We start from the raw sequence: 13,470 nt of genomic DNA, 5'->3' as shown, positions 1-13,470 counted from the left end.
AAAGTTTTTCTTTAAAAAGAATTCAAAAAAATAGCCGTTTTGGTATACACCGAAAGGGCTTTTTTTGTTGGTTTCAAATATCTATCTTTGGCAATCGGTATTTTATACTGGTCGGAAGATAAATAATAATGAATTCATAAGCGGAGCATATATCAATGGGATTATTCGATTTTTTCAAGAAGAAACAAGAAACTCCTGAAGCCCAAGAAGCTTTAGATAAAAGTTTGGAAAAGACTAAAGAGGGTTTCTTTTCTAAAATTACAAAAGCAGTTGTTGGTAAATCAACTATCGATGATGATGTTTTAGATAATTTGGAAGAAATATTGGTGACCTCGGATGTGGGTGTGACAACAACGCTGAAAATTGTTGACCGTATTCAGGCGCGTGTTGCACGTGATAAATATGTTTCAACCTCAGAGTTAAATACGTTATTGAAGGAAGAGATTCAGGAATTATTAGCGGAAAACAACAGTTCTGATTTTGAAAACTTTGAGTACGGTAATCACAAACCATATGTTATCATGGTGGTCGGTGTAAACGGAGTTGGAAAAACAACAACAATTGGAAAACTAGCACATCAGTTGAAAGCAGCTGGCAATAAAGTTGTTTTGGGTGCTGCTGATACTTTTCGTGCTGCTGCCGTAGAACAAATCAAGCTTTGGGGTGAACGTGTAGGTGTTCGTGTTGTTGCACAGGCGATGGGATCTGACCCTGCTTCTGTTGCTTATGATGCAGTCCAATCGGCCTTATCTAACGGTGATGATGTCTGTATTATTGATACAGCAGGTCGTCTTCATAACAAGGTTGGCTTGATGAATGAGTTGGGGAAAATAAAAAATGTCATGCAAAAGGTTATTCCTGGTGCTCCACATGAAATTCTATTGGTTCTTGATGCCTCTACAGGACAAAATGCCATAGAACAATGTACTCAATTTACACAAGCAACTGATGTCAATGCCTTAGCATTGACTAAACTGGATGGTACCGCAAAGGGTGGGGTAGTTATCGGTATATCTGATCAATTTAAAATACCTGTAAAATATATTGGTGTCGGTGAGAAAATCGGCGATTTACAGTTATTCAACAAAAAAGAGTTTGTGGATTCGCTGTTCAAGTAATCCACATCCATTATATGAAAACAAAATATAGTAAGGCTGTAGAGCCAAAGTCAAAACCCCGTGTGAATGTGGTTACATTGGGTTGTTCTAAAAATATTCATGATAGTGAAGTATTGATGGGACAATTAAAAGGTAATCAAATAGAAGTTGTACACGAGGCTACTAATATTCAGGAGAACGATATTGTTGTTATCAATACCTGTGGTTTTATCGATAATGCCAAACAGGAGTCTATTGATACGATCTTACAGTTTTCAGAATTGAAAGATGAGGGCAAGATCAATAAGGTCATTGTTACAGGCTGTCTTTCTGAGCGCTATAAACCTGAGCTACAATCTGAGATTACAAACGTAGACGGTTATTTTGGTACAAATGACTTACCTGATTTATTAAAATCTATTGGTGCAGATTATCGCCATGAACTTTTGGGTGAGCGTATGCTGACCACACCTTCGCACTATTCTTACTTTAAGATCGCCGAAGGTTGTAACCGTCCATGTTCATTCTGTGCGATTCCGTTAATGCGTGGTAAGCATGTTTCAAAATCAATTGATGATTTAGTGAAAGAAGCCAAATTCTTAGCTTCTAATGGAACGAAAGAATTGATATTGATCGCACAAGATTTAACCTATTACGGATTAGATATTTATGGAAAGCGTAACCTTTCTGACTTGATGCGTCATTTATCTGATGTTGATGGTATCGATTGGATCCGTTTGCAATATGCTTATCCTTCTGGATTCCCAATGGATATTCTTGATGCGATGAATGAACGTTCAAATATCTGTAATTACTTAGATATGCCATTGCAGCATATTTCTGATCGTATGTTGACTTCAATGCGTCGCGGTACAAGTAAGCAAAAACAGATTGATTTGGTTAATAAGATCCGTGATAAAGTTCCTAATATTGCTTTGCGTACAACGTTAATCTGTGGTTATCCTGATGAAACTGAGCAAGATTTTCAAGAGATGTTGGAATGGGTTGAGGAAACACGTTTTGACCGCTTAGGATGTTTTACTTATTCGCATGAAGAGAAAACACATGCGCATTCATTGGAAGATAATGTCCCTGAAGAAGTAAAACAGGAGCGTGTAGAAGCGATCATGGAAGTACAACAAGGAATTTCTTTTGAGATCAATCAAGATAAAATAGGAAATACCTATAAAGTATTAATTGACCGTGTGGACGGCGATTACTTTATTGGCAGAACAGAATATGACTCTCCAGAAGTTGATAATGAGGTTATACTTGATGCAAAAACAAACTATGCCCGAATCGGTGATTTTGTAAATGTTAAAGTGGACCGCGCTGAAGACTTTGATTTATATGGATCTATTGTCAAATAATAGCGATCCAATCGTTGCTTTTATTCGTAAACACTACATTTGTGCGCAGAGAAAATATTAATTGCTTATTTTGTATAGCAATTATGTATATTACTCTGTTTTTAGTGCAAATGTAATCACGAATGAAAGCAACTTATATAGACTACAGCGAAACCAACAGCTTTTCTAAGACACTTATTGCTTATTTAAATCAGGATGAAGCTTTAGTTCCTTTATCGGGAATTGGCCAACTTTCGCTGGTTTTGAAAAGCAAATTAATGAAAAAAAACCTTTTCCTTCGCGTACGCTTTTAGTTGATCGATTAAAAGCACAATATGGCGATTTACTAGAATCCGCTCCTCACGTTGCAGCAAACATTGATAAATTACTTGCTGATAACGCATATACCATTACAACGGGACATCAACTCAATATTTTTACTGGTCCATTATATTTTATCTTTAAAATCATAACAGCTATTCGTTTAGCAGATGATCTTAAAGTCAGGTTTCCAGAGAAAGAATTTGTTCCTGTTTATTGGATGGCTACGGAAGATCATGATTTTGCGGAAATAAACCATACGAAATTGTCAGGCAAAAAAATCGTTTGGGATACTCCCGCGGTTTCAGCTACAGGAAGGATGGATACGGATTCTATTGTTCAGGCAGTAAAGCAGTATACCGGTGTTTTAGGGCTTTCTGAGCATTCTTGTAAACTTGCCTGTATTGTTGAGAATGCTTATCTCAAGCTTGATAATTTAGCCGATGCTACCCGATATCTTGTACATGAATTGTTTAAGAAATTTGGCCTGCTTATTATTGATGCTGATGACAAAACGTTAAAAACCGTTTTTAAACCGATCATAGCAGAAGATATTTTAACAGAAAAAAGCTTTAAAGCAATAGAAGAGACTTCTGAGTCTTTGGAAAAAGCCGGTTTTGCCACACAGGTGCATGCTCGTGAAATCAATTTTTTCTATCTGACAGATGAATTTCGCGAACGTATTGTTTTAAATGCTGATGGCCGTTATGAGGTTTTACATCAGGATATTTACTTTACAAAAGCGGAGCTTGAAAAGGAAATAGATACATACCCAGAAAGATTCAGTCCGAATGTGGTTATGCGTCCTATGTACCAGGAAATCATCTTGCCTAATTTAGCTTATATTGGTGGTGGGGCAGAAATGGTTTATTGGATGCAGCTAAAAGCTAATTTTGATCAATATGGAATTGATTTTCCAATTTTAATACCACGTAATTCTGCCATGATTACTGAAGATAATGTGGTGTCTAAGATTTTTAGACAGGATCTTACTTTTAAAAGTATATTCCGGGATAGTGAAATTCTAAAGAAGGAATTTGTGCGTCGGCAAACGAAACATCGTTTAAATCTAAATGATGAATGGATGGAGCTAAATGCCATATTCGGAAAAATAAAGCTTCGTACGCACAAGATAGATCCTAGTTTATCACCAAGTACGGAAGCGATTAAAGCACGGTTAAAAAAAGCTATTAATAATCTGGAAAAGAAATTAATGCGTGCCGAAAAGCGGAATCATAAAGATGCATTGTCTAATATCGACCATATCAAAGAACGTCTGTTTCCAGGTGGTGGATTGCAGGAACGGTCTGAGAATTTTGGTCTTCTCTATGTTAAATATGGAGATACCTTATTCGATGAACTTTATAAGCATTTTAATCCATTGGATTTTAAGTTTACGATACTCTATTAAAAGTCAGCTCAAAGCTGACTTTTTTCATTTATAATTTGATAACACACAGTTCAGTTCTAGTTAACAGGGGGTGGTTAGATTTGTTGCATAACAATGTAACAAAATACTAGATGAAAGAATTTCTACTCACAACATGTTTAACTGTCATTGGTACTGGTTTGTATGCGCAGACAACTCAGGCTGGTTTTGCTGGAAAGATTACAGACGAGCACGCTAAAGGTGTTCAAGGCGCTTCTGTAGAGGTTCGAAATGAATCGACAGGCTTCACCACAAAAACATCTACCAATGCAAATGGCGATTATAATTTTAAAGAGCTACCATTGGGCGGTCCTTATATATTGAAAGTTTCCTATGTTGGATATGGTGAACAGGTTCGGACCGGATATAATTTAAATCAGGGTGATATTGTTCGATTGAATATTTCCATTCAAAATTCTTCAAATGTACTAGAGACAGTAGAGATTAAAGGTACAAATACATTAAAAAATCAGGTTGAAAATTTAGGTGCCGCAACTGCCGTCACGGCAAAGGATATCGCAAAATTGCCGGTTAATGGAAGAAACTTTACCTCTTTAATGGATCTATCACCATTGAGTAAAGGTGATAATATAGGTGGTCAGCTTGGTTCTTCGACCAACTTTACCATTGATGGTATGAACGCAAAGAATCCAACATCTGCCGGTTCAACAACAAGCAGAAGCGGGGCACCATTTTCGATTTCGATTGAAGCTGTCCGGGAATTTAAAGTGGTGACCAATCAATATGATGTGACTTATGGCAGAGCAGGTGGGGGTACTGTAAGTGCCGTGACAAAACAAGGAACTAATAAGACACAGGGTAGTGCTTGGTTGTATTCTCGGGCTGATTGGCTATCCAGTCCTAATGATATCAATGGTAAAAAGCGGATGAATGATTTCTCCACTTACCAATATGGATTCACTTTGGGGGGACCAATCATTAAAGATAAGCTTCATTACTTTGTCGCTTGGGATCATCAACGTGATGCTCGCCCATTAATTATAGCCGATATAACCTCTACTGCAGATGAAGAACGTTTTGGCATTACAAGAGACAATCTGGATAAGTTTGTTGACATCGGACAAAGAAAATATGGTATGGGCCAGGAGGCACAGACAGGTTCTTTTGACAAAATACGTCCATCAAATGCGATCTTTGGTCGTATTGATTGGCAAATTAATGACAAGAACCTCTTGACCATCCGTAACAATTTTACAAACGATATGAATAGGCTTGGCTTGCAGGATAATAAGGATATCATGATGTATGAATCTTATGGAAATGATAAAAATATTGACAATAGCTTATTAGCGACATTGCGTACAACGATTTCTCCTAAAATAACCAATGAATTAAAAGTACAGCACCTTTATACTTATCAGAGTAGTAGTCCAGGGGATCTTTTACCGAGTAAAAATATTCCGCGCGCAATTGTAGAGGATATAAAATCTACCACTGGTACTAAAACACTGCAATTGGGTGGACATCGTTTTGCTCAGGAAGCTTTTAAAAATAATGTATTTCAGCTTGTAGATAATATCTATTACAGTACAGACAATATAAATTATACTTTTGGTGTTGACTTAATGTATACGCATGCAAATTCAGTGTATGGTAGCGAAGTGAATGGACGCTTCCACTTTAGACCAAGCGATAACGGAAATACTGCTTTACAAAATTTTGAAGCAATGGTGCCGTACAATTATTATCGTGAAGTTCCATTGATGGCAGATCCAACGGTTGTCGGCAAAATATTTAATGCGGGTGTTTATGGACAGCTACAGACCAAATTAGCTAAAGGTTTGGATTTAGTAGCAGGATTAAGATTGGATTATGGACATTACCCAACTTCTCCTCTGAACGAAGATTTGTTAAAAGAAGTTGGTGTACGTACGGATCATAAACTGAAGTCTTTTGTAGCTCAACCGCGATTTCAGATGACCTGGGATGTGAATGAGGAACGGAAAGACTTTTTCCGTATTGGAGGAGGTATCTTTGCTTCGGATATCAACAATTATATGACGATCAATAATCTGACCTTTGATGGTAAGCATTTTGCGACTGTAGATGTGCGTGGTAAAGATGTGCCTAATCCTGATTTTATTGGATATAGAAAAGATCCTTCTTCTACGCCAACATTGGCACAATTTCAAACACCGACCATTAATACCTATGGATCTGACGCGAAGATTCCAGTGGTGTATAAGGCAAACGTATCTTATACGCATTTCTTTACAGAAAAACTCAAAGCGAGTCTTTCAGGATATATGAATTTGGGACGTAATAATTATATGTATGTAGATCGTAATATGGTAAATGATCCTTTCTTTAGATTAGCGAATGAAGACAACAGGGGCGTATATGTTCCTGCATCTTCTATCGTTGCTGGTGCTCCAGATTGGAAGCAGGGAAGGATTTCTAATAAATACGGACGTGTTTTGGAAATGAATTCTAAAGGAAAGGTCAACCAATTTGCAGTGGTATTGGATGCCAGTTACCAATACTATAAGGATGGATCTATTTCTGTCAGTTATACGTGGAATGACGTGAAGGATAATACTTCTTTCAATGGAAATGTGGCCAATACAGCAACACTGTCTTTAGCAGTGAAAGATGATCCAAGAGATTTAAGTGAGATGAGTTATTCCAATAATCAATTCCGCAATAAATTGGTTATATATGGTACTTTGCCAACATTTTATGGCGTGAGTGTAGGTGTTCGTTATTCGGGTATTGGAGGAACACGTTATAGTCTGTTGGCAGGAGGTAATATCAACGGCGATTTTGTCAGCAATGATAATGATCTAGCTTATATTTTTGATCCAAATAATCCAAGTACGCCAAAACGTATAGTAGATGGTTTAAATAACTTATTGGATAATGCTGCCAATCAAAGCCTCAAAGATTATATTAAGGAATATGAGGGTAAAATAGCAAAACGTAACGGAGGGATAAATGGTTTCTATGGCTTAATTGATCTTAGGGTCGCTAAAAAGTTCAATTTATACAAAAACCATGCTTTGGAGGTATCTGGTGATCTCTTTAACGTTGCCAACTTATTTAAGAAAACTTGGGGTGTAAATGAAGCCATTGGGAACCAGAGATTATATGCTTTGGGTGGAAAAGATACTGACGGAAATGCTTTACCTCAGTTTGATGCGACATTACAGCAGTATAATTATAGCGTAGCAAATACGGGAGTGATCTCACGTTCTGGAAATCCATATCAATTTCAATTAGGTTTACGTTACTCTTTCTAATATTTCAACTTATAAGAGGGTCTTTTCAAAATGAGAAAAGGCCCTTTTTTTATGATTTTATTTTGGTATGGGTGATAAGCGAACTGACATCGTGCATAACGAGCATTTGTTATCAGGAATTATGTCGGGTAAATTAGAATCTTGCTCTAGATGATGAAATTGAGCTTAAATTTTGTGTGCAGATGAGATCGCAAACGATTGTTTTGTATGGGTATTCTAATAATTATTTTTACAGACATAATCTGCTTTTTTAGGACTTGAAAAAATGTATCTTTGCACATCCAAAAAGCAGCTGTTTTGCTATTATTTTTAATAAAACCAAAAAAGGTAAGAATCTAGCGAAAGGCACTAATTTTTTGCACACATGAGTAACATACATTTTCAAGAAAAATTTGAAGATCGTCACAACGGACCAAGATCGGTTGAAACGAGAGAAATGTTGGAATTTTTAGGCGTTGACTCGCTTGACCAACTTATTGAGCAAACTGTTCCTGCACAGATTCGTGCAAAACAAGCTTTACAATTGCCTGCTGCTTTAAGCGAAGTCGCTTATTTGAAAAGGGTAAAACAAATTGCAGAAAAAAATAAAGTTTTCAAGTCTTATATCGGACAAGGTTATTTTGATGTGATTTTACCAGGTGTTATTCAAAGAAACGTCTTTGAGAATCCAGGATGGTATACACAGTATACACCTTACCAGGCAGAGATTGCACAAGGTCGTCTTCAGGCGTTGTTAAATTTTCAAACGGTTATTTGTGATTTAACAGGATTAGAGATCGCGAATGCGTCTTTATTAGATGAAGCTACTGCTGCTGCTGAAGGTATGTTTATGCTTTATTCGGCTCGTAAAAACAAAGCGGCTAATGTTTTCTTGGTTTCTGAAAATGCTTATCCACAAACGATCGATGTATTAAGAACTCGTGCATTATCTTTTGGAATTGAACTTCGTATTGAAGCTATTTCTGAAGACAGTTTAACGGATGATGTATTCGCTGCATTTGTTCAATATCCTGCTGCAGATGGTTCAATTATAGATTATAAAGCTTTTACTGCTGCTGCTCATGCCAAAAACATTAATGTTTGTGCCGCTGCAGACTTAATGAGTTTAACGTTATTAACTCCTCCGGGAGAATGGGGTGCTGATGTTGTTGTTGGTAATTCACAACGTTTCGGTGTACCAATGGGTTTCGGTGGTCCTCACGCTGCTTTTTTCGCAACTAAAGACGCTTTTAAGCGTAATATTCCAGGCCGTATTATCGGTGTTACGACAGATTCTAATGGCAATTACGCATTGCGTATGGCATTACAGACTCGTGAGCAGCATATCCGTCGTGATAAAGCATCATCTAATATCTGTACTGCACAGGCTTTATTAGCAATTATGGCGTCATTCTATGCCGTATATCATGGTCCTCAAGGAATCAAGAATATTGCTAGCCGTATTCACGATTTGGCTCAATTGTTAGACCAAGCTGTTCAACAGTTGGGTTATACGCAATTGAACAAAAACTACTTTGATACTGTTCGTTTTGAATTAGGTGGTGAAGTTGCTGGATTAAAATCTGAGGCTTTAAATAACGAAATGAACTTCAATTATGTAGGTTCTGTTGTAGGGATCTCTATTGATGAGTCAACGACTTATGAAGACATTTTAACGATTGTAAAAGTATTTGCTAAAGTAAAAGCTAAAAATTTGGCTGATGTTGATTTCGAATCTATCGAGGCATCTTTAACATCAGCTCTTCCTGCTGATTTGGTTCGTACTTCTGATTACTTAACACACCCAGTTTTCAATAGCTACCACTCAGAGAGTGAGATGTTACGTTACATCAAATCTTTGGAAGCAAAAGATTTATCATTATGTCATTCTATGATTCCATTGGGATCATGTACAATGAAATTGAATGCTACTGCTGAAATGACTCCAGTTACATGGGCTAACTTCGGCGGTTTACATCCATTCGCTCCTGCAGATCAAACTTCTGGTTATATGCAGTTGATCGGTGAGTTGAATGATTGGTTATCTGAAATTACAGGTTTTGCTAAGATGAGTTTCCAACCAAACTCTGGCGCTCAAGGAGAATATGCCGGTTTAATGGTTATTCGTGCTTACCATGAAAGTCGTGGAGACCATAACCGTAACATCTGTTTAATTCCTGCTTCCGCTCACGGTACAAACCCTGCTTCCGCTTCTATGGCTGGATTGAAAGTTGTGGTTGTTAAATGTGATGATCGTGGTAACATTGATGTTGAGGATTTAAAAGTAAAAGCAGCAGAGCATGCCGCGAATTTAAATTCATTTATGGTGACTTATCCATCTACGCATGGGGTATTTGAAGAACCTATTATTGAAATCTGTGAAATTATCCATGCAAATGGTGGACAGGTTTATATGGATGGAGCGAATATGAATGCGCAGGTTGGTTTAACAAGCCCTGGTCGTATCGGTGCTGACGTTTGTCACCTGAACTTACATAAAACGTTCTGTATCCCTCACGGTGGTGGTGGTCCTGGTATGGGTCCAATCGGTGTTGCAGCACACTTAGTACCTTTCTTACCTAATCACGAAGTGGTTGAAGTTTCTGGTGAAGAGGGTATCACTGCAGTATCTGCGGCGCCATTTGGTTCTGCTTCTATCTTAATTATCTCGCATGCTTATATCGCAATGATGGGTGGAGATGGATTAACGAACGCTACAAAAACTGCAATTTTAAATGCAAATTATATTAAAGCTCGTTTGGAAAACCACTACCCAGTATTATATTCTGGTGTAAATGGACGTTGTGCACACGAGATGATCTTAGATTGCCGTGCATATAAAAATGTGGGTGTTGAAGTTGCTGATATCGCAAAACGTTTGATGGATTATAGTTTCCATGCTCCAACAGTTTCTTTCCCTGTAGCGGGTACTTTGATGGTTGAGCCTACTGAGTCTGAGTCTAAAGCTGAATTAGATCGTTTCTGTGATGCTTTGATCGCTATTCGTCAAGAAGTTGCTGCGGTTGAAGCGGGTGATGTAGATCAGGCTGATAACGTATTGAAAAATGCGCCTCATACTGCATCTGTTGTAACTGCTGACGAATGGACTAGATCTTATTCTCGCCAAACAGCTGCGTATCCTTTGGCTTATTTAAAAGATCGTAAGTTCTGGCCTTCTGTTGGTCGTGTAAACGATTCACAAGGAGATAGAACATTAATTTGTTCATGTCCTTCTATTGAAGAGTACGCAGAAGCTTAATCAAAAATATAATAAAATAAAAAAGCCTTCATCTAATACAGATGAAGGCTTTTTTTTGTAAAAGATAATATTGAGCATGTCATCTTTAGGATCTTGCTCATGATGGATGGTAGACAGTTCAATACCTTAACTTTTTGAGGAAGTAAGATTAAATATAATTCATTTGTAGCGGGAGTAGAGAGAGGATTGTCATAGCTAAATGATGAATCTCAAAAAAGGTAAAAGAAAGAAGATGTCTTATATATGATGCAATTATAATTGTAAATAAAACAAATTTATCTAAGTTTGTTTTGTGTTTTAATGAAAATCCAAGTTCAAGTTTACATGACTTAACTAACGACGCGGATTGTCTTTTTTGTGCAGCATCAATAATGATGATATCATTTTTGTGAATAGCTTGCTGACGGAATGTTTACTGGACGGAAAAGCAAGATGTTGGAATACGTATTTATCATGCATAAATGAGATGAAGTGCTTCTGAAGTAATTATATTAATAATGAAAGTAAAATCAACAATAACTTTTTTAGTGATGACAGCGCTATTTGCTTCCTGTTCGACAGGTAAGTATGCCGCAACTGAGAAAGTCTATAAGAAAAAAGCAAAGTTACTTGCCAAAGAATATGCTACAAGTCCTGTTATCAACCAAGCTATCGGTAAATTACCGCTATCGGTTGAAAAAGAATGGATCGCATCGATAAACTTTGGGATTCGCAAACCAAACTATGTTGTGATTCATCATACTGCTCAGGATTCACTGGGACAGACCATACGTACCTTTCATTCTGAAAAGGCGGGTGTAAGTGCTCATTATGTTGTTGGCCGTACTGGTAAAGTGGTGCAGATGGTCAATGATTATTATCGTGCACATCATGCAGGAATTGGTAAATGGGGTAATGATACGGATCTAAATTCTTCTTCTATTGGAATTGAATTAGATAATAATGGAACAACAGATCCTTGGACAGATGCACAGATTAATGCGCTGACCGAGTTACTTTCGTATCTTAAAGTGAAATATAACATCCCTCAAGCAAACTTCATTGGTCATATGGACTTAGCTCCAACTCGTAAAAATGATCCATCACGATTTCCCTGGAAGGTATTAGCAGATAAGGGTTTCGGTTACTGGTACGAAGAATATCTGGAAACTCCACCAATTGATTTTAATCCAAAACTGGCTTTGAGAATTATTGGTTACGATGTAAAGAATTTGGATGCAGCTATTAAGGCTTTTAAACAGCATTACATCCAGACGAATGCAAATGTCGCTACGCTGAAGGAAAATGATCTGAAGATATTGTATTCGATCTATAAAAAGTTCTTATAACAATAAAGAGCTCCAAATTTTGGAGCTCTTTATTGTTATTGTGACATCTATACCGTCTTAACATATTTGATATCGTAATTTTCAATGTCTATGATGTAACCATTTTTAATTAAGAAATCAAATAATGGTTTGGCTTCTTCAGAAACGGCCATATTTTTTGTGGTGATAATCTTATTTTCTTTTTTCAATAAGTATGGATATGCATATAGCTTGATATTCTTATTGAACATTCCCGAAATATAGGAAAGAAGTTCATTGGTGTAATGCTCCTTGTTGTAATTATCCGAATTAAAGATATTTCTTAAATTGGAAACGTTGGTCGCAATACCAATATTCTTTGGTTTGAAATTATTGATAAACTCAGCAAGATGATTATTTCTTCTGAAATTGCTGACGATGATATTATTGCCTGTTGAACATAGCTCTTCGGCACGGTGTGCAAATTCTTCGAGATCTTTATCGGTAATGATATGATCCTCTTCAAGTACATTGCCCATTAATACCTCTATCAGGACTACTGTGTTTTCTGATGTTGCGCCTGTGTTTTTCTTAAATTGATCTACAGCAAGATTGAATAGATCAAAGTTAGGAAGAGATTTTTGTCTATATTTTGTTCTTAGAAGAATGATATTCTTTTTGTAAAGGTAATCTTTGATCTGTGCGGCTTTGCCATCTGGTTTAAAGATTGCGGCCTTTGCAAAACCTTTAGCAATCAGGTATAAATTGATCAATCTTTCATTGACATTTTCAAACAACGGGCCAGTTACTTTTACAAGATCAATTTCTACAGAGCCTACAGATAGATTGTCGACTAATGACTCAATCATGGTCTGCACGTTATCGGTATAATAATAGGCTGCGAAAAGGAGGTTGACTCCAATGATACCCAATACTTTTTGTTGTAGCTGATTGTCGCTATCTAGCAGTCTTACGTGTATAATGATATCGTTGGTAGGGCCGTCGACTTCGTGTTGAAATCTGACACCAATCCAACCATGAGGTTCATTTGTTTTTGTAAAGTTTAGCGTAGTAACGGTGTCGGCAAAAGCGAAGAACTTTTTGTTACAGTATTTTTCACCATGTAAGCGCTTGGTTAATAAATCGAACTCGTGTTTTAGCATTTTCGTTAAACGCGTGCGGCTTACATATCTGCCATCCTCTTCTTCTCCGTAGATGGCATCGCTAAAAGTCATGTCGTAAGCCGACATTGTTTTGGCGATTGTTCCAGATGCCGCCCCTGCATTGAAAAAGTTACGTGCAACTTCTTGACCCGCTCCAATTTCAGCAAAGGTGCCGTAAATCTCCGGATTCAGATTTATTTTCAGTGCTTTTCTTTTGGTTTCAAATATTTCTCTTACCATGGTACAAAGGTACAAAAAATGATAGCCTGCAGAAAAGGAATGGGAGGGAAGATGATATTTGATCAATTTATAACAAAAGGGTTATTT

General features: G+C 37.1%; 8 protein-coding genes. 7 read left to right on the top strand and 1 reads right to left on the bottom strand.

Annotated features, from left to right (window positions below; translation table 11 throughout):
• Positions 1 to 155 precede the first annotated feature (155 nt).
• The 7 genes from ftsY (at position 156) to L950_RS11000 (ending at position 12,022) form a co-directional block, all read left to right on the top strand.
• Complete coding sequence (ftsY, locus tag L950_RS11025; RefSeq protein WP_021189158.1) at positions 156 to 1,118, top strand: signal recognition particle-docking protein FtsY; 963 nt, start codon at positions 156 to 158, stop codon at positions 1,116 to 1,118.
• A gap of 14 nt (positions 1,119 to 1,132) precedes the next feature.
• Positions 1,133 to 2,467: a 30S ribosomal protein S12 methylthiotransferase RimO gene (gene rimO, locus L950_RS11020; protein WP_021189157.1), complete on the top strand. Its 1,335-nt coding sequence runs from the start codon at positions 1,133 to 1,135 to the stop codon at positions 2,465 to 2,467.
• Between the two features lie 122 nt (positions 2,468 to 2,589).
• The gene (locus tag L950_RS36440; protein WP_021189156.1) at positions 2,590 to 2,760 is read left to right on the top strand and encodes a hypothetical protein; all 171 of its coding nucleotides are present in this window, start codon (positions 2,590 to 2,592) and stop codon (positions 2,758 to 2,760) included.
• Positions 2,682 to 4,178: a bacillithiol biosynthesis cysteine-adding enzyme BshC gene (gene bshC, locus L950_RS11015; RefSeq protein WP_316930609.1), complete on the top strand. Its 1,497-nt coding sequence runs from the start codon at positions 2,682 to 2,684 to the stop codon at positions 4,176 to 4,178. Before L950_RS36440 ends, bshC begins: the two co-directional genes overlap by 79 nt.
• A gap of 110 nt (positions 4,179 to 4,288) precedes the next feature.
• Positions 4,289 to 7,456: a TonB-dependent receptor gene (locus L950_RS11010; protein ID WP_021189154.1), complete on the top strand. Its 3,168-nt coding sequence runs from the start codon at positions 4,289 to 4,291 to the stop codon at positions 7,454 to 7,456.
• 364 nt (positions 7,457 to 7,820) lie between these two features.
• A complete protein-coding gene (gene gcvP / locus L950_RS11005) occupies positions 7,821 to 10,694 on the top strand; it encodes an aminomethyl-transferring glycine dehydrogenase (RefSeq protein ID WP_021189153.1) in 2,874 nt (957 codons plus the stop codon).
• Between the two features lie 530 nt (positions 10,695 to 11,224).
• Positions 11,225 to 12,022, top strand: coding sequence for an N-acetylmuramoyl-L-alanine amidase (locus L950_RS11000; protein WP_410528124.1), 798 nt, complete (start codon positions 11,225 to 11,227; stop codon positions 12,020 to 12,022).
• A gap of 47 nt (positions 12,023 to 12,069) precedes the next feature.
• Here the strand turns inward: L950_RS11000 and L950_RS10995 are convergent, their stop codons facing one another.
• Entirely contained in the window at positions 12,070 to 13,383 is a 1,314-nt protein-coding gene (locus L950_RS10995; protein ID WP_021189151.1) for a hypothetical protein, read from the bottom strand.
• Between the last annotated feature and the right edge of the window lie 87 nt (positions 13,384 to 13,470).

Source organism: Sphingobacterium sp. IITKGP-BTPF85, assembly GCF_001006065.1.
Classification (GTDB): domain Bacteria; phylum Bacteroidota; class Bacteroidia; order Sphingobacteriales; family Sphingobacteriaceae; genus Sphingobacterium; species Sphingobacterium anhuiense.
This window is presented reverse-complemented; position numbering and strand designations above follow the sequence as displayed.

What these genes read in the sequence shown, in the direction of transcription:
- ftsY (WP_021189158.1), top strand. Translation starts at nt 156, where the DNA reads ATGGGATTATTCGATTTTTTCAAGAAGAAACAAGAAACTCCTGAAGCC.
- rimO (WP_021189157.1), top strand. Translation starts at nt 1,133, where the DNA reads ATGAAAACAAAATATAGTAAGGCTGTAGAGCCAAAGTCAAAACCCCGT.
- L950_RS36440 (WP_021189156.1), top strand. Translation starts at nt 2,590, where the DNA reads ATGAAAGCAACTTATATAGACTACAGCGAAACCAACAGCTTTTCTAAG.
- L950_RS11010 (WP_021189154.1), top strand. Translation starts at nt 4,289, where the DNA reads ATGAAAGAATTTCTACTCACAACATGTTTAACTGTCATTGGTACTGGT.
- gcvP (WP_021189153.1), top strand. Translation starts at nt 7,821, where the DNA reads ATGAGTAACATACATTTTCAAGAAAAATTTGAAGATCGTCACAACGGA.
- L950_RS11000 (WP_410528124.1), top strand. Translation starts at nt 11,225, where the DNA reads ATGACAGCGCTATTTGCTTCCTGTTCGACAGGTAAGTATGCCGCAACT.
- L950_RS10995 (WP_021189151.1), bottom strand. Translation starts at nt 13,383, where the DNA reads ATGGTAAGAGAAATATTTGAAACCAAAAGAAAAGCACTGAAAATAAAT.